The sequence below is a fragment of the Rhodovulum sp. PH10 genome (genome assembly GCF_000293785.1).
GTDB lineage: Bacteria > Pseudomonadota > Alphaproteobacteria > Rhizobiales > Xanthobacteraceae > Rhodoplanes.
The window spans coordinates 12,480-37,413 of sequence record NZ_AKZI01000058.1; the positions used below are offsets into that span (position 1 = coordinate 12,480).

Genomic DNA, 24,934 nt, shown 5'->3' on the forward strand with positions numbered 1-24,934 from the left:
GGGATGGAGGAGCTTCAGGATCGCGCCGCCCACCGAGCCGATGCCAATGCCGCCGCCGCCGGCTTGCGAGGAAAATGCCCGCGCTGCGGGAGAGGGCGGCTGTTCGACGGGTTTCTCGGCATCCGTCCGCGCTGCGAGGTGTGCGGGCTCGATTACGCCTTCATCGATTCCGGCGACGGGCCGGCCTTCTTCGTGATGTCGTTCTCGAGCCTGGTGGTGGTCGCTGCCGCGCTGATCACCGAGATCGCCTATCAGCCGCCGTTCTGGGTTCACGCGGTGCTGTGGCTGCCGCTGATCCTGATCACGACGCTCGCGCCGCTGCGGCCGCTGAAAGGCCTTCTGATCGGCCTGCAGTATCGCAACAAGGCGGCCGAGGGCCGGCTGGGTCCCGACCAGGGAGAGTGAGACGATGCGTTCGGTCGAGCCCGCCGCCGCGCCGCGGCGCCGCCTGCTGGTTCCGGCGGTGATGTCGCTGGTCGGCGTCGCGCTGCTGATCGGCCTCGGCGTGTGGCAGCTGCAGCGCCGCGAATGGAAGCACGCGCTGATCGCGACGCTCGACGAGCGGCTGTCGGCTGCTCCTGTGGCGCTGCCGCCGCCCTCCGCCTGGAACGGCCTGACGCAAAAGGACGCCGAGTTCTGCCGGGTGAGGCTGTCCGGCACCTATCTGCACGACGCCGAGGCGCTGGTCTATGCGATCGGCTCCGGCGTGCGCGGTAGCGCGACCGGCTTCGGCTATCTCGTCTTCACGCCGATGCGGCTCGCCGACGGCAGCCTCGTGATGGTCGACCGCGGGTTCGTGCCGGATGGCCGCAAGAACCCGGCGACGCGCGCGGACGGGCAGGTGCCGGGAGAGGTCGAGATCGTCGGCGTGCTGCGCTGGCCGGAGACGCGGCCGTTGTTCGCCCCCGACGACGACCCGCAAAAAAATATCTTCTTCGTGCGCGATCCGGCGATGCTGGCGCAGGCCAAGGGTTTGGCCGGGACGGGGCCGCTCGCGTCGTTCTACGTCGCCAAGGAATCGCCGCCGGTGCCGGGCGGGATGCCGAAGGCCGGGCCGCTGCAGCCGCATCTGCCGGACAACCACCTGCAATACGCGCTGACTTGGTTTGCGCTGGCGATCGGTCTCGCGGTGATCTTCTTCGTCTGGGCGTTTGGCGGGCGCCGCACGGGCGCGAAAAGGGTTTCGGCAGGCTGACACGAAGCCGTCCGGGGGCCGGCAGGTGCCGGTGGTGCCGGGCGCGCCGGGTCAAATCGAAAAAATCGATCATAGTCAGAAAATCAATGCGTTTGATCTATCGAAGCGCGGCGGTCATGTAGAGCGCTCCTTTTGGAGGTTCTCATGTCCGATCCGGCGCTGGCGGCCGATGCCGCCGACACCCCCGCTACCCCCGACACGCTCGATACGCGCGATGCCCCCGCGTCCCGGTCCCGCCGGCTGATGGCCGGGGCCGAAAAGCTCGCCCCCGGTCTCGCCCTCACGGCGGCGATCGCGCTCGGCGCCTACGGGCTGCGCTACGTGCCGGGCGTGTCGATCCTCAGCCCGCTGATCCTCGCGATCCTGATCGGCATGCTGCTTCACAATGCAATCGGCACGCCGCTGCGGGCGAAGGCCGGCGTCGCCTTCTCGATGCGGCGGATCCTTCGCTTCGCGATCGTTCTGCTCGGGCTGCAGATCACCGCCCAGCAGGTGGTCGAGATCGGCGGCACGGGGGCGGCGATCGTCACCGCCTCGCTCGCCGCGACCTTCCTGTTCACCAAGGCGCTCGGCCGGCTGATGGGGATCGAGCGCAAGCTCGCCGAGCTGATCGCCGCCGGCACCTCGATCTGTGGCGCTTCGGCGGTGATCGCCACCAACACGGTGACCGACGGGTCGGACGAGGACGTCGCCTATGCGGTCGCCTGCGTCACCGTGTTCGGCACCATCTCGATGTTCCTCTATCCGCTGCTCGGCACCGCGATGGGTTTGGCGCCGCACCCGTTCGGCCTGTGGGCCGGGGCCTCGATCCACGAGATCGCCCAGGTGGTGGCGGCGGCGTTCCAGCACGGCACCGATGCGGGCGAGTTCGGCACCATCGCCAAGCTCAGCCGCGTGATGCTCTTGGCGCCGGTGGTCGGGCTGCTCGGCTTCGCGGCGTCCCGGCGGCGCGACGGCGAGACGCCCTCCCAGGCGGCCCGGCGCGCCCCGCCGATCCCGTGGTTCGTGGTCGGCTTCATCGCGCTGATCGGCGTCAACAGCTTCGGCATCGTGCCGGCCGACGCCAAGGCGGTGCTGGTGCCGGCGACCGTGTTCATGCTGGCCATGGCGCTCGCCGCGATGGGCCTCGAGACCGACATCCGCAAGCTGCGCGCGATGGGGCTCGCGCCGCTGGCGCTCGGCTTTTTCGCCTCGGTGTTCATCTCCGCCTTCAGCCTTGCCCTGGTGCTGCTCCTCGGGTGATACCCGGAGGCATGACGCTCGATCAGCTGCGCGTCTTCGTCGCCGTCGCCGAGAAGCTGCACGTCACCAAGGCGGCGGCCGCGCTCGCCATGACCCAGTCGGCCGCGAGTGCCGCCGTGCAGGCGCTGGAGAGCCGGCTCGGCGCCAGGCTGTTCGATCGGGTGGGGCGCGGCATCGCCCTCACCGAGGCGGGCCGCGTGCTGCTGCCGGAGGCGAAGGCGGTGCTCGTGCAGGCCGACCGCGCCGAGCGCGCGCTCGCCGAGCTGCAGGGCCTGTCGCGCGGAACGCTGGCCGTCTCGGCGAGCCAGACGATTGCCGCCTACTGGCTGCCGCGCCATCTCGCCCGCTTCCACGCCGCGCATCCGGGGATCGGGCTGTCGCTCTCGATCGGCAACACGGCAGAGGTCGCCCGCGCGGTCGCGCACGGCGAGGCCGATCTCGGCTTCGTCGAAGGCGACGTCGACGATCCCTTGCTGGTCACCGTGCCGGTCGGCGCCGATCGCCTGGTGCTGGTGGTGGCGAGCGGGCATCCGTTCGCCGGACGGCGCGAGATGGCGCCGGCCGATCTCCTGCGGCTCGACTGGGTTTTGCGCGAGCGCGGATCGGGCACGCGGCAGGTGTTCGAGGACGCCTTGCGCGGGTTCGGGCTCGACCCGACGGAGCTTTCCGTCGCGCTCGAGCTGCCGTCGAACGAATCGGTGCGGAGTGCCGTCGAGGCGGGGGCGGGCGCCACCGTGATCTCGCGGCTGGTCGCCGAGGCCGGCATCGCCGCCGGCACGCTGGCGGTGCTGCCGGTCGCTTTTCCCGAGCGCGCCTTTGCCGCGCTTCGCCACGGCGACCACTGGCGCTCGCGCGCCGAGACGGCGTTTCTCGAGCTGATAGCCCGCTGTCGCGAGACGTCAGCCTGACGTCAGCCGGCGGGGCGGAGGGTGGCGGCGATCGACGCAGGCACCGCCAACGGAGGCATCTCCATGAGAAAAACGCTCGCCCTCGCGGCTTTCGCCGCGCTCGCCACCCTCGCGACGACCCTGCCGGTCGCCGCGCCGGCCGTTGCCGAGGAGGACCCGCGGACCCTGATCGACCTGCCGCCCGACGTGCGGGTCGCCTTCCTGGAGCACATGCGCACCCACATGACCTCGCTCGACACGGTGGTGCAGCACGTCGCGGCCGGGCAGTTCGGCGAGGCCGGCACGGTCGCCCGCCGCGAGATGGCGATCGGGCAGGGGCTCGGCTTCGGCCGCTACATGCCGCCGGAATTCCGCGAGATGGGCTTCGAGTATCACCGCACGGCCGACGATTTCGCAAAGATCGCCGCGGCGATGCCGGCCGAGCCGACCTCCGCCGACTGGAAGAAGCTGGTGGCCGGCCTCTCCGAGATCACCATGCGCTGCAACGGCTGCCACGGCGCGTTCCGGGTGCGCTGAGGTTTTTTGGCCGTCGTTTTGGCCGTTTCGCGCCGGGGCCGGGCTCGCCGTGGAGGCCGGTTTTTTCCCGAGGGCGCCCGGCCGAGACACCGCTGCCGGGCGTCGACCGGCGGCGATCGGTCGGCTACGGCAAAAACAAAAACACCGCCTGCGGCCCGCCACGACCTGCTACGACAAAAAGCGAAAAACATCACCCGCGGCCCGCGCGGGGCCGCCGAAAACGTCTGCCGAAAAGCGGCGAGGCGCACCTCGCCGCAAAAGCGGATGGCCGTGCCCGACCGGCCGGGCCGGCGAGCCGGCCCGCGCGCCGGCGGCGGTGCCGGCCTCAGTTGATGGTCGTGCGCGGCTCCGCCTTGACCGCCTTCTCCTCGACGATCACCGGCTCGGCCATCGGCGACGGCCGCTCCATCGACACGGTGGTCGTCTTCACCGGCCGATGCGCGCGGCGGATCTGCCAGACGTACCACGCCGCGATCACCGCGACGGCGATGCCGAGCTGATAGGGCGGCACCATCAGCGACAGCGCGATCAGCACCAGCGCGACGGTGCAGGCCTTGGCCACCTTGGCCTGGTCGGAGAACATCGCGGCGACCCGTGCCCGGGTGTCGTCGTCCATGAACGGCGCGGCGACGCGATCGAGGCCGAACTTCGTCCAGGCGCCCATGAAGCCGAGGGTGTTCGCCCAGAACAGGAACAATGCGACGGCGAACGCCAGCAGCGCGACGATCACCCCCGGCAGGCCGGTGGCGAAGTCGATGACGACCAGGAGGGCGGCGGCGAATGCAATGAGCCAATAAGTCATTTGATCAACCTTCTTGTCGCGAGGGTCCAGGCTCCGTCGCGATGGACGAAGCGACCGGGGCAGCGTCACCAGACTACCACGAATCTCGGAATCCACAGGGTGTGTGCATGCTTCGCCACACGGTTTCCGGAATGTCGGGCGAAACACCATGGCAACGGCGCCGCGGCGCAACGGTTTCTTCAGGTGTCGAACCACTCTCGCGATCTCGCTTATTTCGTCACGCCGAAGTCGGGTCCGCTGCCGCCGCTGAAGACCCTCGGCGACGCCAACCGGGCGTTTCTCGAGCTGCCGTTCCGCGCGCGGCGCAAGCCGCATTGGGCGATCGTCGGACGGCTGCTGCTCGCCGCCACCGAATCGGGCGACGCGATCGACATCCGCTGGGTCACCGATGCGCTGGTTCAGGCGCTCGAGGCAGAAGGCTGGATGTCGCATCGTTAGATGCGCATGCGGGGGCGCTGCCGGCATACGGAGCCGGGCCCGGCCTGCGATCCGGACGGTGGTATCGGCGGCAAAAATGACTCCGGGATTTCCGGGATGGCTGCCCGCTTGCCAGCCGGGCGGTCGGCGGATCATGATTTGGAGGCGAGCCGGGGCGGGCAGCAGCGGACGAGTGGTGACGGACCGAGGAAGCGGGTCCGGCGGAGGCGGGATGGCGGAAAATTTCGGCGTTCTGTGGCTGCAGGCCGGCGGCTGCGGCGGCTGCACCATGGCGGCCCTCGACCGCGACGCCGGCGGCTTTGCCGAGCTGTTCTCGCTCGGCGTCGAGCTTTTGTGGCACCCCTCGTTGAGCGAGGCCACCGGCGCCGAGGTGCGCGACCTGCTCGACGAGATCGCCGGCGGACGACGCCGGCTCGACGCGCTGGTGATCGAGGGCGCGGTGTTGCGCGGGCCGAACGGCACCGGCCTCGCCCAAAAGCTCGCCGGCACCGGCCGCACCATGCTCGATTGGGTGAAGGCGCTCGCGCCGCGGGCCGGCAGCGTGGTCGCGGTCGGCAGTTGCGCGGCGTTCGGCGGTGTCACCGCCGGTGCGCCCGATCCGGCGGAAGCCTGCGGCCTCCAGTTCGACAAGGAGGTTTCGGGCGGCGTGCTGGGGCGAGATTTTCGCGCGAAAAACGGGCTCCCGGTGGTGAACATCGCCGGCTGTGCGCCGCATCCCGGCTGGATCGGCGAGACGCTCGCCGCGCTCGCGACCGGGCTTCTGACCGCCGACATGCTCGATGCGCTCGGCCGGCCGCGCTTCTTCGCCGATCACCTCGCCCATCACGGCTGCAGCCGCAACGAGTTCTACGAGTACAAGGCGAGCGCCGGCGAGGCGGGCGCGCGCGGCTGCCTGATGGAGCATCTCGGCTGCAAGGCGACCCAGGCGGTCGGTGACTGCAATCAGCGGATCTGGAATGGCGGCGGCGCCTGCACGCACGCGGGGTTTGCCTGCGTCGCCTGCACCGCACCGGGCTTCGAGGACGGCCGCGATTTTCTGGAGACGCCGAAGGTCGCCGGCATCCCGGTCGGCCTGCCGCTCGACATGCCGAAGGCGTGGTTCATCGCGCTCGCCGCGCTGTCGAAGTCGGCGACGCCGCGGCGTGTGCGTGCGAACGCCGCCGCCGGCCACGTCGTCGTCGCGCCGCAGCGCAAGCCCGGCAAGGCGCGGCCGTGACCACTTCTGCGACCTGCCTCGGCCTCGCGTTTCTCCGCTCGTCCCCGCGAAAGCGGGGACCCAGGCTTTTGTTTTCAGCTACGCCTCCGCACCATCTGGATTCCCGCTTGCGCGGGAACGAGCGGAGAATGGGGTGTCGGCCGTTCCACGTCGCCAGCGCCGCGAGACACGTTCGAGGTCCCGCCCCGCGGGGCGGTGTGCAAGGGCGCGCGGGCTCATGACACGGCTGGTGGTCGGGCCGTTCAACCGGGTCGAGGGCGACCTCGAGCTGACCCTCGACGTCGCCGACGGCGTCGTGGCCGAGGCGCGGGTGACGGCGCCGCTGTTCCGCGGCTTCGAGCAAATCCTGAAAGGCCGGCCGGCGCGCGACGCCTTGGTGATCGCGCCGCGCATCTGCGGCATCTGCTCGCTGTCGCAATCGATGGCCGCCGCCGCCGTTTTGCGCGCAGCGCAAGAGATCACCCCGAGCCCGACCGGGCTTCTGGCCGCCGACCTCGCCCACGCGGCGGAAAACGTCGCCGACCATCTGAGCCATTTCTATCTGTTCTTCATGCCGGACTTTTGCCGCGCCGAGTACGCCGCGGCGCCGTGGCACGAGGCCGTCGCCGCGCGCTTTCGGGCGGTGACCGGCAGTGCGACGGAAAAATTCCTGCCTGCGCGCACAAACCTCCTGCACGTGGTCGGCATCCTCGCCGGCAAGTGGCCGCACTCGCTGGCGGTCCGGCCGGGCGGCACCACCCGCGCCATCGACCTCGGCGAAAAGATGCGGCTTCTCTCCGCGATCGCCGAGCTGCGCGGCTTTCTCGAGCGCGAGCTGTTTGCCGCGCCGCTCGAAGCCATCGCCGAGCTGTCGGATCCTGCCGCCCTCGAGCTTTTGTCGGAGAACGCCGGCGATTTCGCCGCCTTTTTGCGCCTCGCGAGATCGCAAGGGCTTTACCGGCTGGGCGTCGGGCAAACGCCGCTGACGAGCGCCGGCGCCTATCGCGACACCGACCCCGAACGGCCGCTGTTTTCCGCCGGCCTGTTCGACCCCACGACCAGCGAGACGCACGATGTCTCCTTCGATGCCATGACGGAGGATACCGCCTCCGCCTGGCTGTCCGCGCCGCCCGTCCATCCCTCTGCCGGGGAGACCCGGCCCGACACCGAAAAGCCCGCCGCCTATTCCTGGGCCAAGGCGCCGCGCCTCGCGGGACGCCCGGTCGAGGTCGGAGCGGTCGCCCGCCAAGCGGTCGACGGCTGCCCGCTGGTGCGCGCGCTGATCGCGCGGGACGGCGGCACCTCGGTCGCCTCGCGGGTGATCGCGCGCCTCGTCGAGACCGCGCGGGTGACGCTGGCGATGGAGCGCTGGGCGCGCGCGCTCGACCTCTCCGCGCCGTTCTGCGTCGCCGACGTGCCGGAGCGCGACGGGCCGGTCGCGGGCCTCGTCGAAGCCGCCCGCGGAACCCTCGGCCACTGGGTGACGATCCGCGACGGCACGATCGCGCGCTATCAGATCGTCGCCCCGACCACCTGGAATTTTTCCCCACGCGACGCGGCGGGGATTCCCGGGCCGCTCGAGCAAACGCTGGTCGGCACGCCGGTCGGCGATCTCGGCGCCCGCGCGCCGGCGATCCAGCACGTGGTGCGCTCGTTCGACCCCTGCATGGTGTGCACCGCACACTGAGCGAACACCGACCGCGCCCACCGGCGCCCGTCATCTCCCGAGAGTGCCAAGCTGCCGATGAAAACCGACAAGTCGGTTTCCAGCGATCCGTCGCTATGACGCATTCGCCGTACCCTCAGGGTGTCGCAACACCTTCCGTTACATACGAAAAATTAAAATCGGGAGTCCCGGCGAGGGCTGGCCCGCTTCTTGCGCAGCATCCGTTACCGGCCCGGCAGCAGGCGGGACCGGCAACGACAAGTCCAAGTCTAGGGGGAAAGACGGCCGATGGGCGCTCCGATCGAGACGTTCTACCAGGTGATCCGCCGTCAGGGGATCTCGCGCCGAAGCTTCGTCAAGTTCTGCAGCCTGACGGCCGCGAGCCTCGGGTTGGGGGCGAACGGTGCGGCGACGGTGGCCAACGCGCTGGAGACCAAGCCGCGCGTGCCGGTGATCTGGATGCACGGTCTCGAATGCACCTGCTGCTCGGAGAGCTTCATCCGGTCCGCTCATCCGCTGGTGAAGGACGTCGTCCTGTCGATGATCTCGCTCGACTACGACGACACCATCATGGCGGCGGCGGGCCATCAGGCCGACGCGATCTTGCAAGAGACGCGGGAGAAGCACAAAGGCGGCTACATCCTCGCGGTCGAGGGCAACCCGCCCTTGAACGAGGACGGCATGTACTGCATCGACGGCGGCCGTCCGTTCGTCGAGAAGCTGAAGGAGATGGCCGCCGACTCGATGGCGGTGATCGCCTGGGGCGCCTGCGCCTCGTGGGGCTGCGTGCAGGCGGCCAAGCCCAATCCCACCCATGCGGTGCCGATCGACAAGGTGATCCGCGACAAGCCGATCATCAAGGTGCCGGGCTGTCCGCCGATCGCCGAGGTGATGACCGGCGTGGTCGGCTATGTCGTCACCTTCGGCAAGCTGCCCGAGCTCGACCGCCAGGGCCGGCCGAAAATGTTCTATTCCCAGCGCATCCACGACAAGTGCTACCGCCGGCCGCATTTCGATGCCGGCCAGTTCGTCGAGGCGTGGGACGACGACGGCGCGCGCAAGGGCTACTGCCTCTACAAGATGGGCTGCAAGGGGCCGACCACCTACAACGCCTGCTCGACCACCCGCTGGAACGACGGCGTGTCGTTCCCCATCCAATCGGGCCACGGCTGCATCGGCTGCTCGGAGGACGCCTTCTGGGACAAGGGCTCGTTCTACGACCGGCTCACCAACATCTCCGCCTTCGGTGTCGAAGCCAATGCCGACACGATCGGCATCGCGGCGGCGGGTGCCGTCGCGGCGGGCCTCGCGGTCCATGCCGGCGTCACCGCGGTGCGCCGCCTGACCGGCCACGACGAAAACACCCCGCCGCGCGGCTGAGCTTTTTCAGGACGATCCGATCATGACCATCCAGACTCCGAACGGCTTCGCGCTCGACAATTCCGGCAGGCGGGTCGTGGTCGACCCGGTGACCCGCATCGAGGGGCATCTGCGCGTCGAGGTGAACGTCGACCAGAACAACGTGATCCGCAACGCGGTGTCGACCGGCACGATGTGGCGCGGCATCGAGGTGATCCTGAAGGGCCGTGACCCGCGCGACGCCTGGGCGTTCACCCAGCGCATCTGCGGCGTGTGCACCGGCACCCACGCGCTGACCTCCGTCCGCGCGGTGGAGAACGCCCTGAAAATCTCCATTCCGGAGAACGCCAACACCATCCGCAACATCATGCAGCTGACTTTGTATGTGCACGACCATCTCGTGCACTTCTATCATCTGCATGCGCTCGACTGGGTGGACGTGGTGTCGGCGCTGAAGGCCGACCCGAAGGCGACCTCCGCGCTCGCGCAGTCGATCTCGCCGTGGCCTTTGTCGTCGCCCGGCTACTTCAAGGATCTGCAGATCCGGCTGACCAAGTTCGTGGAATCCGGCCAGCTCGGGCCGTTCAAGAACGGCTATTGGGGGCATCCGGCCTACAAGCTGCCGCCCGAGGCCAATCTGATGGCGGTCGCGCATTATCTCGAGGCGCTCGACTTCCAGAAGGAGATCGTGAAGATCCACACGATCTACGGCGGCAAGAACCCGCATCCGAACTGGCTGGTCGGCGGCGTGCCGTGCGCCATCAATCTCGACGGCACCGGCGCGGTCGGCGCCGTCAACATGGAGCGGCTCAACCTCGTCTCGTCGATCATCGACCAGTCGGTCGCCTTCATCGAGCAGGTCTATCTGCCGGACCTCAAGGCGATCGCGAGCTTCTACAAGGACTGGCTCTATGGCGGCGGGCTGTCGTCGAAGTCGGTGATGTCCTACGGCGACATCCCCGAATACGCCAACGACTATACCGACACGAGCTTGATGCTGCCGCGCGGCGTGATCCTCAACGGCAATCTGAAAGAAGTGCTTCCGGTCGATCTCGAGGCGCCCGACCAGATCCAGGAATACGTGACGCACTCCTGGTACAAGTACGCCGACGAGGCGAAGGGTTTGCATCCTTACGACGGCGTCACCGAGCCGAACTTCGTGCTCGGCCTGGCGACCAAGGGCACCAAGACCAATATCGAGGCGGTCGACGAGGCGGCCAAGTACTCGTTCCTCAAGGCGCCGCGCTGGAAGGGCAACGCGGTGGAGGTCGGGCCGCTCGCCCGCTACATCATCGGCTACGCGCAAGGCAAGCCCGAGTTCAAGGAACCGGCCGACAAGCTCTTGAGCGATCTCGGCGTGCCGGTGACGGCGCTGTTCTCCACCCTCGGCCGCACCGCCGCGCGCGGGCTCGAGGCGCAGTGGGCCGCCCACAAGCTGCGCGCCGCGCAGGACAAGCTGGTCGCCACCCTGAAGGCCGGCGATCTCGCGACCGCCAACACCGACAAGTGGGCGCCTTCGAGCTGGCCGCAGCAGGCCCGCGGCGTCGGCTTCACCGAGGCGCCGCGCGGCGCGCTCGCCCATTGGGTGAAGATCGAGGGCGGCAAGATCGACAATTATCAGTGCGTCGTGCCGACCACCTGGAACGGCAGCCCGCGCGATCCGGCCGGCAATATCGGCGCGTTCGAGGCGGCGCTGCTCGACACGCCGATGGCCGATCCGCACCAGCCGCTCGAGATCATCCGCACGCTGCACTCGTTCGACCCGTGCCTCGCCTGCTCGACCCATGTGATGAGCCCGGACGGCCAGGAGATGGCGACCGTCTCGGTGCGGTGAGCGTCCACGGCGAATCGGCACCACCTCGATCCGCCTCACCCTGCGGAGCCCGCGCAGCGGGCGTCTCGAAGGGCGAGGCGGCCACCGGGGCGGCTCCATGGTTCGAGACGGCTGCTTCGCAGCCTCCTCACCATGAGGCCGGGAGAGTGAGGCGGCCGGAACAGAGCCGCACGAAGGAACAGGGGAAACGCCATGGCCCAGGCATCCGGGCTTCCGGGAGTGGTCGACCGCATCGACGAGCGCGCGCCGCGCCGCCAGACCGTCTATGTCTATCAGGCGCCGGTGCGCCTGTGGCACTGGGTGACGGTCGGCTGCATCACGGTGCTGGCGGTCACCGGTTATCTGATCGGCTCGCCGCCGCCGACGCTGTCGGGCGAGGCGAGCGACCATTATCTGATGGGCTACATCCGCTACGCCCATTTCTCCGCCGGCTACGTGCTGGCGGTGGGGCTCGTCTTCCGCCTGATCTGGGCGTTCATCGGCAACCGCTATGCCCGCCAGATCTTCGTGCTGCCGGTGTGGGACCGGATGTGGATCAGCGGCCTGATCTACACGGTGAAATGGTACATGTTCCTGGTGCGCGACCCGAAGAAGTACATCGGGCACAACCCGGCCGGCCACGCCTCGATGTTCGGACTGGTGCTGCTGCTGGTCTTCATGATCTGCACCGGCTTCGCGATGTACTCCGAAGGGGCGGGGCGCGACTCCTGGCAATACGCGATGTTCGGCTGGGTCTTCTCGATCTTCCCCAATTCGCAGGACGTCCACACCTGGCATCATCTCGGCCTGTGGGCGATCGTGATCTTCGTGCTCGGCCACATCTATGCGGCGGTGCGCGAGGACATCCTGTCGCGCCAGAGCATGATCTCCTCGATCGTCTCCGGCGAGCGCGTCTTTCGTGACGATTTTCGGGAGTGAGCCGTGCTCGATCCGCAGCGCACCGCCTTTCCGCGCACGCTGGTGCTCGGCATCGGCAACATTCTGTGGGGTGACGAGGCGTTCGGCGTGCGCGCCGTCGAGGCGTTTCACCGCCGCTTTCGCCTGCCGGACGACGCCACCGTGCTCGACGGCGGCACCCAGGGCCTCTATCTCGTCCATTTCGTCGAGATGGCCGAAAACCTCCTGGTGTTCGATGCGATCGATTACGGCCTCGCGCCCGGCACGCTGAAGATCGTGCGCGACGGCGAGGTGCCCAAATTCATGGGCGCCAAGAAGATGAGCCTTCATCAGACCGGCTTTCAGGAGGTGCTGTCGGCCGCCGATCTGCTCGGGCGCTATCCGAAGAAGCTCGCGCTGATCGGCTGCCAGCCGCTCGATCTCGAAGGCTGGGGTGCGCCGCTCACCGAGCCGGTGCGCGACGCGATCGCGCCGGCGCTGGAGGCGGCGGTCGACGTGCTGGACGGCTGGGGCGTCGCGGTCGAGCGGCGCGAGACAGAAATGGTCGGCGGGCTGCTCGGCCACGGCCTCGACGAGGTCGGCTACGAGCGGCTGCGGCGGGACTGACCGATGTGCGTCGGCTTTCCCATGCGGGTGATCGAGGGCGGCGAGTTCGCCGCGCGCTGCGAGCGGCGCGGGGCGGTGGAGGAGGTGTCGCTGCTGCTCACCGGGCCGCAGCCGCCGGGCACCTGGCTGCTGGTCCATCTCGGCACCGCGGTGCGCCCGCTCGACGCCGAGGAGGCGTCGCAGATCAACGACGCGCTCGACGGCGTCACCGCCGCGCTCGAGGGCCGCGCCTTCGAGCATCTGTTCGCCGACCTGATCGACCGCGAGCCGGAGCTGCCGGCCTGTCTCGCCGGAAGCGCGTTGGCCGGTGCCACGGCGGCGAACCGCGGGCCGGCCGGCGAGGGCGATAAGTGATCGTCCGAAGTGGAAGTCGCGCTTCCGCAGGGCGATGGTCCGGGCAGCGGCCCTCCGGCCGCCGGGACGCAGGAGCCACCCCCACCGCCCGTGCCCGCGCTCGCGAGCGTTTTTCGGCCGAACCGTTTCGGGCGCTGCGCTCTCGAATCCTGCGGCACGCATTTTTCGACGGATCCCGCATGCTTCCACGTGTTCCGACCCTCACGGCCGATCTCCCGCTGGTCGATCACCGCTCCATCGACACGTTCCTCGCGCCCCCGCCCGGCGAGCCGCCGCACGCGCTCCTGTTTTTCACCGGTGATCCGGCGGCGCGCGGCGAGACCGGCGACGTCGCCGTCGTGCTGCCCGAGCTGCTCGCCGCGTTCGGCGGCCGCCTGCGCGCCGCGGTGATCGCCCGCGACGCCGAGGACATGCTGAAGGGCCGGTTCCGCGTGGTGGTGCTGCCGAGCTTGGTGATGGTGCGTGGCGCCGACCCGATCGGCGTGCTGCCGCGCATCCTCGGCTGGGCCGATTACATCGACCGCATCTCGGCCTGGCTCGATCCGGCGGCGCCGGTGCTCGGCTCCGGGGCGGGGCCGCGCACCGTGATCGAGGGGCCGAAAGGCAACGGTTCCGTCCCATCGAGTCGGGAGGACGAGGCATGACGACGGGTTTTTGTTCGGCGGCCGCCGAGGACGTGTCGGGTCCGTCCCTGTCGGGGGCGGTGAACGGCCTTTCGGGGCACCGGCGCACGGCGCTCGATTCCGCGGACGGTGCCGAGGCGATCGCCCGCTGCCCACGGGTCGCAGCCCTTCTGCCGCTGCTCGCGACCGCGCTCGACACCCAGGACCCGGCAAAGCCGGGGCAGCTGTTCGACCTCGCCGGTCTCGACGCGACCGAATTGGCGCTGATCGCCGACGTCACCGGCGAGGGCGAGGTGGCGGCGACCGTCGCGCTGCCGGACGGCGGCATTGCCCAGATCGCCGAGTCGGTGATGGCCGGGCTGTGGCGGGTGCGCTTCGTCGATCGCGACGGCCGCCTGGTCGCCGACTGCCTCGAAGTGTCGGCGATCCCCGAGGCGGTGCGGCAGGGGGCCGCCACGGCGCGGCCCGAACTCGCGATCGGCACGCCCCCCGAAGGCGCGATGAACGCGCTGCCGGTGCTCGCAGAAATCCGCGAGCGGATGGCCGCCTGGGCGCCGGGTCTCCCGCAGCACACCATCACCTTCTCGCTCTTGCCGATGACCGAGGCCGACACCGCCTTCATTCGCGAAACGCTCGGCGAGGGCGCGGTGCGGATCGTCTCGCGCGGCTACGGCAGCTGCCGGGTTTTTTCCACCGGCGCCCGGCACGTCTGGTCGGTGCAGTATTTCAACACCTCCGATGCGGTGGTGCTCGACACGCTGGAGATCGGCGACGTGCCGGCCGCCGCCTGCGCCGCCGCCGAGGATCTGCGCGAGTCCGCCGAGCGCTTGCGGCAGATCGAGGAGGCCTATTTCAAATGAGCGCCGGTGGGCAGGGCGGGCAGGACGGCCGAATGGAGTGCGGCGTGTGCTGGACCGTCTACGACTCGGCCGAAGGTGATCCCGCGCGGCAGATCCCGCCCGGCACATCGTTCGACGAATTGCCCGACGACTGGTGCTGCCCGCACTGCGACGCCGCGCGTTACCGCTTCGTGAGGCCCATCGATGGGCACTGAGGGCGGGCCCGGCGGGCCGGTGTCGCCGTCTACCGGCGAGCCGGTGACGGGCGAGCCCGCGGAGGCGGTCGGCGCCCGGCTGGTGTCGGCCTACCGCGAGGTCGCCCGCACCATGCGCGATCTTCCAGTGTACAATCCACGGCTCGACGTGGAGGCGGTCGGCTTCCGCCTGCATGACGGGCATGCCCTCGGCGTGCTGGTCACGCCCTGGTTCATGAATATCGTGCTGGTGGCGCGCGAGGGCGGGCCACCACTGCCGGATGCCGCGCTCGGCGCCTTCCGCACGGTGGACTTTCCGGCCGGTCGGGTGTCTCTGCTGGTCGGCGAGGTTTTCGGGTTCGGCCGGCTCGACACGGCGTCGCTGTTTTCGCCGATGGCCGGGTTCGACGATCCCGCCACGGCCCGCGAGACCGCGGCGGCGGCGCTGCTGGCGCTCTTTCGCCCGGCGGGGCGGGGCGTCGAGGCGCCGGAGGAGACGCGGCCGGCAAAAACGCCGGACCGCCGGGCGCTGCTGTTCGGCCGGGGTGCATGATGCACGAGATGTCGCTGTGCGAGAGCGTGATCGAGCTGGTGGAGGACTCCGCCCGCCGCGACGGCTTCTCCCGCGCGCGCGTCGTCGTGCTGGAGATCGGCGAGATCGGCCATGTCGAGCCGGAGGCGATGCGCTTCTGCTTCGGCGCGGTGAGCCGCGGCACCATTGCCGAGAACGCGCGGCTCGATATCGTGCGGGTGCCGGGCGCCGGCTGGTGCCTCGATTGCGCCAAGACGGTGCCGCTCGCCGAGCGGTTCGGGCCGTGCCCGGAATGCGGCCGGCACCGGGTGCAGATGACCGCGGGCGACGAGCTCAGGGTCAAGGAGCTGGAGGTGGAATGATGTGCACGGTCTGCGGTTGCGGCACCGGCTCGGTGGAGCCCGGCAAGGACACGGGACAGGACGCGCAGTCCCATTCCGAGTCTCACGCGCACTCCCATTCGCATTCCCACTCCCATTCGCACGAGCACGGCCACGTGCACGAGCACACCCACACGCATGCGGACGGCACCACCCACGCGCACGCTCATGCGCATGCGCACGCCCATCCCCACGAGCACACGCACGATCACGACCACCCGCATTCCCACGAGCACGAGCATCTGCACGACGGTGATCACGTCCACCACCATCACCACGACCGGCTGCACGGCGACGATCATGTCCACGCGCATTCGCACGATCACGTCCATGCGGAAGACGGCACGCTCGATTACGGCAAGGGGATCGGCGGCACCCACGTTCCCGGCCTGAGCCAGGATCGTATCGTCCGCATCGAGCGCGACATCCTCTCCAAGAACGACGCCTATGCGGCCGAAAACCGCAAAAGGCTGTCGGCGGCGGGCGTGCTGGCGCTCAACCTCGTGTCGAGCCCGGGCTCGGGCAAGACGACGCTGCTGGTGCGGCTCATTCAGGATCTCGCAGGAACGCTGCCGGTCGCGGTGATCGAAGGTGATCAGCAGACCTCGAACGATGCCGCCCGCATCCGCGCGACCGGCGTCTCCGCGGTGCAGATCAACACCGGAAAAGGCTGTCACCTCGACGCCCACATGGTCGGCCATGCGCTCGGCGAGCTGCCGTTGCCGCAGGGCGGCGTGCTGTTCATCGAGAATGTCGGCAATCTGGTCTGTCCCGCGGCATTCGATCTCGGCGAGGCCCACAAGGTGGTGGTGCTGTCGGTGACCGAGGGCGAGGACAAGCCGCTCAAATATCCCGACATGTTCGCGGCCTCCGACCTGATGCTGATCAACAAGTCCGATCTGCTGCCGCATGTCGAGTTCGACGTGGCGGCGTGCGTCGCCAACGCATTGCGCGTCAATCCGCGGCTGAAGACGCTGGTCGTCTCGGCCCGCACCGGCGAGGGGCTTTCCGCTTTTCGCGCCTGGCTCGAGGCCGGCGTCGGCATGGCAAGAGCGACCGCCGCGGCGCTGTGACGAAAGGGCCTTCTCATGTGTCTCGCGATCCCCGCAAAGATCACCGCGCTCCTGCCGGACGGCATGGCGAAGGTGAGTCTCGACGGCGTGTCGAAAGTGATCTCGGTCGCGCTGATCGACGACCCGGCGGTCGGTGACTATGTCGTGCTGCATGTCGGCTACGCGCTGACCAAGATCGACGCCGAGGAGGCGCAGCGGACGTTGGAGCTGCTCGCCGAAGCCGGCGCGCTCGCCGCACCGGTGCCGGAGGGCGCCGCATGAAATATGTCGACGAGTATCGCGACGGCGCGCTCGCGCGCGGCATCGCCGCGACCATTTCGGCCGAGGCCGATCCGGCGAGAACCTATCGCTTCATGGAGTTCTGCGGCGGCCACACGCACGCGATCGCCCGCTACGGCCTCGAGGACTTGCTGCCCGCCAATGTGCAGATGATCCACGGCCCCGGCTGCCCGGTCTGCGTGCTGCCGATCGGCCGGATGGACGATGCGATAAAACTCGCGGAGAACCCGAAGATCACGCTGTGCACCTATGGCGATCTGATGCGGGTGCCGGGCTCGAACGGCGCCAGCCTGCAAAAAGCCAAGGCGCACGGCTGTGACATCCGCATGGTCTATTCCACGCTCGATGCGCTGGCGATCGCCGAGGCCGAGCCCGACCGCGAGGTGGTGTTTTTCGCGATCGGCTTCGAGACGACCACGCCGCCGACCGCGGTGGCGCTGCAGATCGCCGCGCGGAAAGAGCTGACGAACTTCTCGATCTTCTGCAATCACGTGCTCACGCCGTCGGCGATCCGCGCGATCATGACGAGCGAGGAGGCGAAGCGCGGCGAGGTGATGCTCGACGGCTTCGTCGGCCCCTCGCACGTCTCGACCGTGATCGGCACCGATCCTTACGAGTTCTGCTCGGAAGAGTTCGGCAAGCCGGTGGTGATCGCCGGCTTCGAGCCGCTCGACGTGATGCAGTCGATCCTGATGCTGGTGCGGCAGGTCAACGACGGCCGCGCCGTCGTCGAAAACCAGTACATCCGCGCGGTGACGCCCGAAGGAAATCGCAAGGCGCAGGCGCTGGTGGAGGAGTTCTTCGAGCTGCGTCCGTCGTTCGAATGGCGCGGGCTCGGGCAGGTACCGATGAGCGCGCTGCGGCTGAGGCAAACGTTCGCGCATTTCGACGCCGAGCTGAAGTTCGGCATGGTCACCGTCGCCGCCGCCGACAACCCGGCCTGCGAATGCGGCGCCATCCTGCGCGGCGTCAAGCGCCCGGAGGACTGTAAGCTGTTCGGCACCGTGTGCACGCCGGAAAACCCGATGGGCTCGTGCATGGTGTCGTCGGAAGGCTCGTGCGCCGCCCACTGGACGTTTGGGCGCTTCCGCACTTTTGCGCGCGCCCGCAGCGGGGAGCGGCGTTCCGCATGACCATCGACATCGAGCAGACAAACAAGACGCCCTCGCGTCCGCGCCATCGAAAGCTCGACCTGAAGAACGGCCGCGTCGAGCTCACCCACGGCGCCGGCGGCCGCGCGATGGCCCAGCTGATCGCCGACATTTTTGCGCCCGCCTTCGACAACGCCTTTCTCGCTCAGCACAACGATCAGGCCGCGTTGCCGATGCCGAAAGGCGGCCGGCTGGTGATGACCACCGACGGCTACGTGGTGTCGCCCTTGTTCTTTCCGGGTGGCGATATCGGCTCGCTCGCGGTGCACGGCACGGTCAACGACATCGCGATGAGCGGCGCGACGCCGCTCTATCTCTCCGCGAGCTGGGTGATCGAGGAGGGCTTTCCGCTCGCCGACCTCGATCGCCTCGCGCGCAGCATGGGCGAAGCCTCACGTGCCGCCGGCGTGCCGGTGGTGACCGGCGACACCAAGGTGGTGGAGCGCGGCAAGGCGGACGGCGTGTTCATCACCACCGCGGGCGTCGGCGTGGTGGCGCCGGGCCTCGACCTGTCGGGCGATCGCGCGCGGCCGGGCGACGCGGTGGTGCTGTCGGGCTCGATCGGCGACCACGGCGTCGCCATCATGTCGAGCCGCGAGAACCTCGAATTCGAGACGGCGATCGTGTCGGATTCGGCGGCGCTGCACGGCCTCGTCGCGGACATGGTCGCGGCCGCCGGCCCGCATCTCAAGCTGATGCGCGACCCGACCCGCGGCGGCCTCGCCGCCACCTTGAACGAGGTCGCCGACCAGTCGGGCGTCGGCATCACGATCGCCGAGGACGCGATCCCGGTGAAGCCGGAGGTCGCCGCCGCCTGCGAGCTTCTGGGGCTCGATCCGCTCAATGTCGCCAACGAAGGCAAGCTGATCGCGGTGGTGGAGGCCTCGCACGCCGACGCGCTGGTCGCGGCGATGCGGGCGCATCCGCTCGGCCGCGAGGCCGCGGTGATCGGCCATGCGGTGGCCGACGAGCACCGCTTCGTGCAGATGACCACCGCGTTCGGTGGCGGCCGGATCGTCGATTGGCTCGCCGGCGAGCAGCTTCCGAGGATTTGCTGAGGACCCGCCATGACGACGCCCGGCACGGTGCTGGTGATCGACGACGAGGTTCGTTCGCTCGAGGCGATCAGGCGCGTGCTGGCCGACGAGTTCGAGGTGATCGGCGTGCGTGACACCGTCGAGGCCGAGGCGGTGCTGGCCGGCGAGATGGTGCAGGTGATCTTGTGCGACCAGCGCATGCCGGGTGAGGACGGCGTCGTCTTCCTCGAGCGCGTGCGGGCGCAATGGCCCGATCCGGTGCGCCTGATCATTTCCGGCTACATGGAGTCCGAGGACATCATCGCCGGCATCAACCGCGCCGGCATCTATCAGTTCATCACGAAACCCTGGCAGCCGGAGAAGCTGATCGAGAGCGTGCGCGAGGCCGCGCAGCTCTATCGCCTGCAACGGGAGACCGGCGCCGCCCCGGTCGAGGCGAAACCCACCGAGGCGCGGCTGCGCAGCGTGGTCGATGCGCGGCGCGGCGCCGAGCGGCGGCGCTTCGAGTTCGACACCATCGTCCATTCGCCGCAGAGCCCGATCGCCGACGTGATCGGCCTCGCCCGTCGCGCCACCGAATACGACATCTCGGTGCTGATCACCGGCGCCTCCGGCACCGGCAAGGAGCTTCTCGCGCGCGCCATTCATCACGGGTCGGGCCGCGCGGGAAAGGCGTTCGTGGTGGAGAATTGCGGCGCGCTGCCCGACCAGCTGCTCGAGAGCGAGCTGTTCGGCAGCAAGAAGGGCGCCTTCACCGGAGCTTATCAGGACCGCATCGGCCTGTTCGAGGTCGCCGACGGCGGCACCATCTTTCTCGACGAGATCGGCGAGACCTCGCCATCCTTCCAGGTGAAGCTTTTGCGCGTCCTGCAGGAGGGAGAAATCCGGCCGCTCGGCGCGCAGCGCACCAGAAAAGTCGATGTCCGCGTGGTGTCGGCCACCAATCGCGATCTCGAGAAGGAGGTCGCCGCCGGCCGCTTCCGCCGCGATCTCTATTACCGGCTCGCCGCCTTCCCGATCCACATCCCCTCGCTCGCCGAGCGGACGATGGACATCCCGCCGATCGCCGCGCGCATCCTCAAGGACGTCAACCAATCATTTCGCCGCGCCGTGCCCGGCTTCCGGCCCGACACGCTGCGCAAGATGATGGCCTACGACTGGCCCGGCAACGTGCGCGAGCTGCACAACGAGATTCAGCGCATGGTCGCGCTCTCCGATAGTGACCAGCCGCTCGGGCCGCAGCTGCTCTCGCCGCGCATCCTGCGGCCCGCCGCCGTGCCCGCCGGCCCGGGCGCGACGCTCAAGGACCGCATCGAGGCGATCGAGCGCGAGGAGATCGAGGAGGCGCTGACGCGTCATCACGGAAACATCAGCCGCGCGGCGGAAAAGCTCGGCCTGTCGCGCGTCGGTCTGCGCGCAAAAATGCAGCGCTACCGGTTGCGGCGGCGCGGCGGCGGCGCCGACGATCTCGACGTCGCCGAGGCCGACGGAGCGGACGATGCCGACTGAGCGGCCTCCGCCACGCCGGCCGCCGCCGGGTGCCGGCCGCGCAAAGCCGCGGCAGCGCCCGAAGAATCTGATCGCCCACGTGACCCGCGACGGCGAGATCTCGCTCGATGGTGATCAGGAGGAGATGTGGGTCGAGGTGATCGGCCGCATCGACGAGGTCTATTCCGATCTCCTGCGTTACGAGACCGACCTCGAGCAGAAGAACGCCGCGCTCGAGGACGCCTATGCCGCGCTCGACCGCGCCCACCGCGATCTCCAGCAGGCGCAGCGCACGCTGGTCGAGCAGGAGAAGATGGCGAGCATCGGCCGTCTGGTCGCCGGCGTCGCGCACGAGCTGAACAACCCGATCAGCTTCGTCTACGGCAACATCCACGCGCTCGACCGCTATCGCCGCTCGCTCGAAGCGTATCTTGCGGAGGTGCATGCGGGGGGCGCGCCGGACGATCTCGCCCGGCTGCGGCGGGATCTGAAAATCGATCCGCTGCTCGCCGATCTCGGTCCGCTGATCGAGGGCACGCTGGAAGGCGCGGTGCGCATCTCCGACATCGTGCGCAATTTGCGGCGGCTGTCGTTCGGAAATCCGGGCGAGCGGCGGCCGATCGACCTCGAGGCGGTGATCCGCACCGCGGCGCAGTGGGCGCAGCGTGCCAAGAACAGCCGTGCGGCGTTGACGATCGACGCCTCCACCCGCGCGCGGGCAAAAGGCGACGAGGGGCAGATCCATCAGGTGGTCGTCAATCTGGTCGACAACGCGCTCGACGCGGTGGCCGGCGTCTCACGTCCGGCGGTGGCGGTGTCGCTGACGGCGGAGGGCGACGACGTTCTGATCACGGTCGCCGACAACGGGCCGGGCATCGCGCCGGCGATCACCGACAAGATCTTCGAGCCGTTCTTCACGACGAAGCCGGTCGGGCAGGGCACCGGGCTCGGCCTGTGGATTTCCTACGCGATCGCCGCCGAGCACGGCGGCTCGCTCGCGCATGTCGCGCGGCCGGGCGGCGGCGCCTGCCTGGTGCTGCGGCTGCCGGCCGATCGAGCCGCGCCGAGGGCGACGGACGGCGCCTAAAAGATCTCGACCGAGTGGGTGGTCGGCTCGTCGTGCGGGCGGCGGATCGAGCGGGTGCCGACCAGCAGCATGCGGCCGGCGACGCCGGCGAGATAGCCGAGCTGCAGACAGACGACGATCAGCACGATCGTCTTCAACGAGGAGTCGAGCGGCATCTGTCGCACCATGCCGAGCGTCACGATGATCGCGATCGCCGTCACCATGGTGGGGACGAGGCTCAGAACGCGGTACCGCATGCCGAGCACCGCACCGGCGAGCAGAGCGAGAATGGTGGTCATGATCGTGGCCCTCTCGTCCCGACGTTCGAGCAGTCGGCTTTCCCCGGGTCCTCCCGCGTGGTGCGGGTCCGGCGGCGGCCGGTGGACGCGGGGTGCTCTCGCGCCGATGGTCGTCCGCGAGAGTTGGCGCTGTCGCCTGACAAACCGTTAAGGTCGCGCCGAGTTCGCGCTCGGCGGCCGGAAGGTGTCCGGCGCCGGCGTGATATGGTGAACGAAGCGTGACCAGAAGGCTCGATCGGTGCCGAGCGGCAGCAGCTTCAGGGCAGGAGCGTCGCCGTCTTTTCGGACTCTCGCACGGTAACGTCCGGCCGGGTCGTGCCACGCGGCAGGTCGGCGCCGCGCGCCGCCGCCACCTCTCCGAGCACCGCGAGATAGCGCGAGGCGATGGCGTCCCAGCCGTAGCGGGCGGCGGTGGCGCGTGCGCCGTTCCGCAACCGAGCGAGCTGCGCGGGATCGCCGAAGGCGGTGCGGATCTTGTCCGCGATGTCGTCCGGATCGGTCGTGATCACGAAGCCGTTCACGCCGCTTTGCAGATAGTCCTCGATGCCGCCGACCGCGCTCGCGAAGGTCGGCACGCCACACGCCAGTGCCTCCATGCAGACCAGCGAGAAGGTCTCGTAGGTGGTCGGCAGCACGAAGGCGTCGCACGCCGAATAGAAGGCCGGCAGGTCGCGCCGCGCGCCCGCGAACACCAGCCGATCTCTTGCCCGCGTCGCGAGACGGCGGTAGGGGGCGGGATTGTCCGAGCCGACCACCAGCAGCCACACCTCGGGGCCGAGCCGCTCCAGCGCGCCGACCGCCGCGGCGAGCCCCTTGCGGTCGAACTCGTGGCCGACGAACAGTAGCAGCGTCGCGTCCGCGGGAATCGAGAACTCCTCTCGAATTTGTCTTCCGGCTTGCGGATCGCGGCGAAAGCGGGCGAGATCGATGCCGTTCGGCACCACGCGGATGCGCGAGGCCGGCACGCCGTGATGCCGCGCGAGCTCGCCGGCGACGCGCGCCGACACCGCGACGAACAGCCGGTAACGCAAGCCGTCGATCATGATGCGGTCGCGCAGCGCGACCCACAGATGGATCGGATTGAGCCGCCACTGCCAGCGCCCGGCGCGCCGCTTCTCGGCTAGATTCTCGGCATTGACGGCGTGCACGACCAAAACGTCGCCGGCCAAGCTGTCGCCGTGACCGATCACGATCGCGTCGCGATGGCGACGCCGCACCGCGAGCGTCGCGAGCAGCGTGAACAGCGGCACCACGAGGAGCCGCCCGACGTGCCGCAACACGCCGCGGGTGGGTATGCGGGCGAGCCACGTCGCGACGCGCTCCACCGTCGTCTGCGGGACGGCGTCGCCCGCGACCGTGCTGGTGATCACCGTGTTGGCGACGCCCGCGCGGCCGAGCGCCGCGGCGAGCTCGAACGCTACCGTCTCGGCGCCGCCGGCGGTGCTGAATTCCTGGACAACCTGGACGATTTCGAGTGTCATGGCGGGGGTGCTGCAGAGAGAGTCACATGCTCGGACGTGATCATGGCGCGGCGATGTCGAGACCGCTCGCTTTGTCGCTCGCCGTGCGTTCTTGGTTCGATGCGCTGTCGCTCACGGCGATCGCTTGTCTCGTGGCGTCGTGCGTGTTCGCTGCGGTCCCGGCCGCCGCGCAAGTGAAGAACGCGCCGGCGATCGGCACCGATGCGCCGCTGCGCTGGCGCGTCGGCGGCGGCAACATCGTGTCGCATCTGGTCGGCCGCGAGACGGCTCAGCTCTATGCGGCGCTCAACGGTATCGGCGCCAAGCTCGGGCGCATGGATTCCTACGGCTGGCGCGACCTTTCGCGAAAGCCTGCGCCGCGCGACTTCGACGCCGCGATGCGCGAAGCCTACATGCACGGCATCACGCCGATCATGCTGCTCGAATACGAAGGCAGCTATCAAACACTCGATCCGCCGCAGCCGATCGGCTCCTATGCCGACTGGTATGCCGCCGGCCGCGCGATGGCCAAGCGCTTCCGTCCGGACGGCGACTGGGGTCGTGAGAACGGCATCGAGAACTTCGGCGTCACCGTGTTCACGGCGATCAACGAGCCGGACGTGCAGGCGACCATTCCGAAGGATGCTTATCACGACGCGCTCGCCGGGCTCGCCGACGGCGTGCACAGCATCGACAAAACTCTCCGCGTCGTGCCGGGCGGATTTGCCACCTGCAACTCGCACGGCGACGCGACGCTGCGCGGCTACGGCCCGGCGATCGCCGATCTCTTGGCAGACGGCCGGCTCGACGGCATCGACCTGCACACTTATTACAACGCCCGCTGGTTTCCGCTCACCCGCGGCCAGGAGTTCTCCGCCCAAAGCTGCTTCGATCGCGTCAAGGCCGCGATGAAGATCTCGCGCGACGTGAATTTCTACGCGACCGAGTTCAACGTCGCGCGCGACGATGCCTGGAGCGACGAAACGCTCGCGGCAAAGCTGTTTCTCACCGCGTTCTGGGACAATGTCGGCGTCGCCGGCGCGAACGGCCGCCCGGCGACGGTGTTGGCCTCTCCGTGGAACCTCGCGGACACCGGCCGCATCGAGGGGCCCGCTTATGCGATGGCCGCGCGCGAGGCGCCGTGGGCCCCCGATGCGCGTGCGAGAGTGCTGGCGATGGTGCTGAAGCTCGCCGGCGACAAGCGTATCACGTCGCTCGATCGGGTCCGTGGTCTCGTCACGCTCGAGGACGACGACGGCATTGTGATCGCCTGGCAGAACCTGCCGGGCTGGACCGACCGGCCGGGAAAGGAGCTTCGGATCGAGCTGCCGGCCTGGGCGCAACGCGCCGAGGTGTGGGGCTTCGACGGTCCGCGAGAGACCGTGCCGGTTCATGGCGGTGACAACGTGATCGAGCTGCCGGCGAACGAGACCATCATGCTGCGGATTCCTCGGCCGCACCCCTGACACGAGCAGATTTCCGTGCCGGATCGTGCAGCCAA

General features: G+C 69.2%; 28 protein-coding genes. 25 read left to right on the plus strand and 3 right to left on the minus strand.

The features are described from left to right. The first annotated feature begins 3 nt into the window (after nucleotides 1-3). The 5 genes from A33M_RS10715 (at nucleotide 4) to A33M_RS10735 (ending at nucleotide 3,861) form a co-directional block, all read left to right on the plus strand. Entirely contained in the window at nucleotides 4-405 is a 402-nt protein-coding gene (locus A33M_RS10715; RefSeq protein ID WP_008386839.1) for a DUF983 domain-containing protein, read from the plus strand. Between the two features lie 4 nt (nucleotides 406-409). Further along, nucleotides 410-1,195 carry an SURF1 family protein gene (locus tag A33M_RS10720; RefSeq protein ID WP_008386842.1) on the plus strand — a complete coding sequence of 262 codons (786 nt, stop codon included), beginning with the start codon at nucleotides 410-412 and terminating at the stop codon, nucleotides 1,193-1,195. A gap of 144 nt (nucleotides 1,196-1,339) precedes the next feature. Beyond that, the gene (locus A33M_RS10725; protein ID WP_008386844.1) at nucleotides 1,340-2,437 is read left to right on the plus strand and encodes a YeiH family protein; all 1,098 of its coding nucleotides are present in this window, start codon (nucleotides 1,340-1,342) and stop codon (nucleotides 2,435-2,437) included. Nucleotides 2,438-2,448: 11 nt separating this feature from the next. Continuing rightward, complete coding sequence (locus A33M_RS10730; protein ID WP_008386846.1) at nucleotides 2,449-3,345, plus strand: LysR family transcriptional regulator; 897 nt, start codon at nucleotides 2,449-2,451, stop codon at nucleotides 3,343-3,345. Between the two features lie 63 nt (nucleotides 3,346-3,408). Continuing rightward, nucleotides 3,409-3,861: a hypothetical protein gene (locus A33M_RS10735; protein ID WP_008386848.1), complete on the plus strand. Its 453-nt coding sequence runs from the start codon at nucleotides 3,409-3,411 to the stop codon at nucleotides 3,859-3,861. Nucleotides 3,862-4,186: 325 nt separating this feature from the next. Here A33M_RS10735 and A33M_RS10740 read toward each other — a convergent pair whose 3' ends face one another. Further along, on the minus strand, nucleotides 4,187-4,663 hold the full coding sequence (locus A33M_RS10740; RefSeq protein ID WP_008386850.1) for a hypothetical protein: 477 nt from the start codon (nucleotides 4,661-4,663) through the stop codon (nucleotides 4,187-4,189). Nucleotides 4,664-4,846: 183 nt separating this feature from the next. Here A33M_RS10740 and A33M_RS10745 point away from each other — a divergent pair, with 183 nt between their 5' ends. From A33M_RS10745 to A33M_RS10835, 19 genes are all read left to right on the plus strand, one after another. Further along, a complete protein-coding gene (locus tag A33M_RS10745) occupies nucleotides 4,847-5,101 on the plus strand; it encodes a hypothetical protein (RefSeq protein ID WP_008386852.1) in 255 nt (84 codons plus the stop codon). A 211-nt stretch (nucleotides 5,102-5,312) separates the two neighbouring features. After that, a complete protein-coding gene (locus tag A33M_RS10750) occupies nucleotides 5,313-6,317 on the plus strand; it encodes a Uptake hydrogenase small subunit precursor (RefSeq protein WP_008386854.1) in 1,005 nt (334 codons plus the stop codon). 217 nt (nucleotides 6,318-6,534) lie between these two features. Beyond that, nucleotides 6,535-7,983 carry a nickel-dependent hydrogenase large subunit gene (locus A33M_RS10755; protein WP_008386856.1) on the plus strand — a complete coding sequence of 483 codons (1,449 nt, stop codon included), beginning with the start codon at nucleotides 6,535-6,537 and terminating at the stop codon, nucleotides 7,981-7,983. A gap of 267 nt (nucleotides 7,984-8,250) precedes the next feature. Further along, on the plus strand, nucleotides 8,251-9,342 hold the full coding sequence (locus A33M_RS10760) for a hydrogenase small subunit (RefSeq protein ID WP_008386858.1): 1,092 nt from the start codon (nucleotides 8,251-8,253) through the stop codon (nucleotides 9,340-9,342). 22 nt (nucleotides 9,343-9,364) lie between these two features. After that, a complete protein-coding gene (locus tag A33M_RS10765; RefSeq protein WP_008386860.1) occupies nucleotides 9,365-11,155 on the plus strand; it encodes a nickel-dependent hydrogenase large subunit in 1,791 nt (596 codons plus the stop codon). A gap of 192 nt (nucleotides 11,156-11,347) precedes the next feature. Next, the gene (gene cybH, locus A33M_RS10770; RefSeq protein WP_008386862.1) at nucleotides 11,348-12,073 is read left to right on the plus strand and encodes a Ni/Fe-hydrogenase, b-type cytochrome subunit; all 726 of its coding nucleotides are present in this window, start codon (nucleotides 11,348-11,350) and stop codon (nucleotides 12,071-12,073) included. Nucleotides 12,074-12,076: 3 nt separating this feature from the next. After that, the gene (locus A33M_RS10775; RefSeq protein WP_008386865.1) at nucleotides 12,077-12,658 is read left to right on the plus strand and encodes a HyaD/HybD family hydrogenase maturation endopeptidase; all 582 of its coding nucleotides are present in this window, start codon (nucleotides 12,077-12,079) and stop codon (nucleotides 12,656-12,658) included. A 3-nt stretch (nucleotides 12,659-12,661) separates the two neighbouring features. Beyond that, entirely contained in the window at nucleotides 12,662-13,012 is a 351-nt protein-coding gene (locus A33M_RS10780) for a HypC/HybG/HupF family hydrogenase formation chaperone (RefSeq protein ID WP_008386867.1), read from the plus strand. A 179-nt stretch (nucleotides 13,013-13,191) separates the two neighbouring features. After that, nucleotides 13,192-13,656 (plus strand): hydrogenase accessory protein, encoded by a 465-nt coding sequence (locus tag A33M_RS10785; protein ID WP_008386869.1) that lies wholly within the window; start codon nucleotides 13,192-13,194, stop codon nucleotides 13,654-13,656. Next, a complete protein-coding gene (locus tag A33M_RS10790) occupies nucleotides 13,653-14,495 on the plus strand; it encodes a hydrogenase expression/formation protein (RefSeq protein ID WP_008386871.1) in 843 nt (280 codons plus the stop codon). Before A33M_RS10785 ends, A33M_RS10790 begins: the two co-directional genes overlap by 4 nt. Beyond that, on the plus strand, nucleotides 14,492-14,689 hold the full coding sequence (locus A33M_RS10795; RefSeq protein ID WP_040620141.1) for a rubredoxin: 198 nt from the start codon (nucleotides 14,492-14,494) through the stop codon (nucleotides 14,687-14,689). The genes A33M_RS10790 and A33M_RS10795 overlap by 4 nt, the downstream gene beginning before the upstream one ends. Next, a complete protein-coding gene (gene hybE / locus A33M_RS10800; protein ID WP_083850417.1) occupies nucleotides 14,679-15,221 on the plus strand; it encodes a [NiFe]-hydrogenase assembly chaperone HybE in 543 nt (180 codons plus the stop codon). Before A33M_RS10795 ends, hybE begins: the two co-directional genes overlap by 11 nt. Next, nucleotides 15,221-15,562: a hydrogenase maturation nickel metallochaperone HypA gene (hypA, locus tag A33M_RS10805; RefSeq protein WP_040620167.1), complete on the plus strand. Its 342-nt coding sequence runs from the start codon at nucleotides 15,221-15,223 to the stop codon at nucleotides 15,560-15,562. Before hybE ends, hypA begins: the two co-directional genes overlap by 1 nt. A 134-nt stretch (nucleotides 15,563-15,696) precedes the next feature. Further along, on the plus strand, nucleotides 15,697-16,653 hold the full coding sequence (hypB, locus tag A33M_RS10810) for a hydrogenase nickel incorporation protein HypB (protein ID WP_008386875.1): 957 nt from the start codon (nucleotides 15,697-15,699) through the stop codon (nucleotides 16,651-16,653). A gap of 15 nt (nucleotides 16,654-16,668) precedes the next feature. Next, nucleotides 16,669-16,914, plus strand: a complete 246-nt coding sequence (locus tag A33M_RS10815; RefSeq protein WP_008386876.1) for a HypC/HybG/HupF family hydrogenase formation chaperone — start codon at nucleotides 16,669-16,671, stop codon at nucleotides 16,912-16,914. Further along, nucleotides 16,911-18,065 (plus strand): hydrogenase formation protein HypD, encoded by a 1,155-nt coding sequence (gene hypD, locus A33M_RS10820; RefSeq protein WP_008386877.1) that lies wholly within the window; start codon nucleotides 16,911-16,913, stop codon nucleotides 18,063-18,065. The genes A33M_RS10815 and hypD overlap by 4 nt, the downstream gene beginning before the upstream one ends. Continuing rightward, the gene (gene hypE / locus A33M_RS10825; RefSeq protein ID WP_008386878.1) at nucleotides 18,062-19,141 is read left to right on the plus strand and encodes a hydrogenase expression/formation protein HypE; all 1,080 of its coding nucleotides are present in this window, start codon (nucleotides 18,062-18,064) and stop codon (nucleotides 19,139-19,141) included. The genes hypD and hypE overlap by 4 nt, the downstream gene beginning before the upstream one ends. Nucleotides 19,142-19,150: 9 nt before the next feature. Next, nucleotides 19,151-20,629 (plus strand): sigma-54-dependent transcriptional regulator, encoded by a 1,479-nt coding sequence (locus tag A33M_RS10830; RefSeq protein ID WP_008386879.1) that lies wholly within the window; start codon nucleotides 19,151-19,153, stop codon nucleotides 20,627-20,629. Then, nucleotides 20,619-21,695: a sensor histidine kinase gene (locus A33M_RS10835; RefSeq protein WP_052027004.1), complete on the plus strand. Its 1,077-nt coding sequence runs from the start codon at nucleotides 20,619-20,621 to the stop codon at nucleotides 21,693-21,695. Before A33M_RS10830 ends, A33M_RS10835 begins: the two co-directional genes overlap by 11 nt. Here A33M_RS10835 and A33M_RS10840 read toward each other — a convergent pair. After that, the gene (locus tag A33M_RS10840; RefSeq protein ID WP_008386881.1) at nucleotides 21,692-21,973 is read right to left on the minus strand and encodes a hypothetical protein; all 282 of its coding nucleotides are present in this window, start codon (nucleotides 21,971-21,973) and stop codon (nucleotides 21,692-21,694) included. The two genes, A33M_RS10835 and A33M_RS10840, sit on opposite strands and share 4 nt — an antisense overlap. Before the next feature lie 257 nt (nucleotides 21,974-22,230). After that, nucleotides 22,231-23,454 carry a glycosyltransferase family 4 protein gene (locus A33M_RS10845; protein WP_008386882.1) on the minus strand — a complete coding sequence of 408 codons (1,224 nt, stop codon included), beginning with the start codon at nucleotides 23,452-23,454 and terminating at the stop codon, nucleotides 22,231-22,233. A gap of 26 nt (nucleotides 23,455-23,480) precedes the next feature. Here A33M_RS10845 and A33M_RS10850 point away from each other — a divergent pair, with 26 nt between their 5' ends. Then, nucleotides 23,481-24,899, plus strand: a complete 1,419-nt coding sequence (locus A33M_RS10850) for a hypothetical protein (RefSeq protein WP_008386883.1) — start codon at nucleotides 23,481-23,483, stop codon at nucleotides 24,897-24,899. The last annotated feature ends 35 nt before the right edge of the window (nucleotides 24,900-24,934 follow it).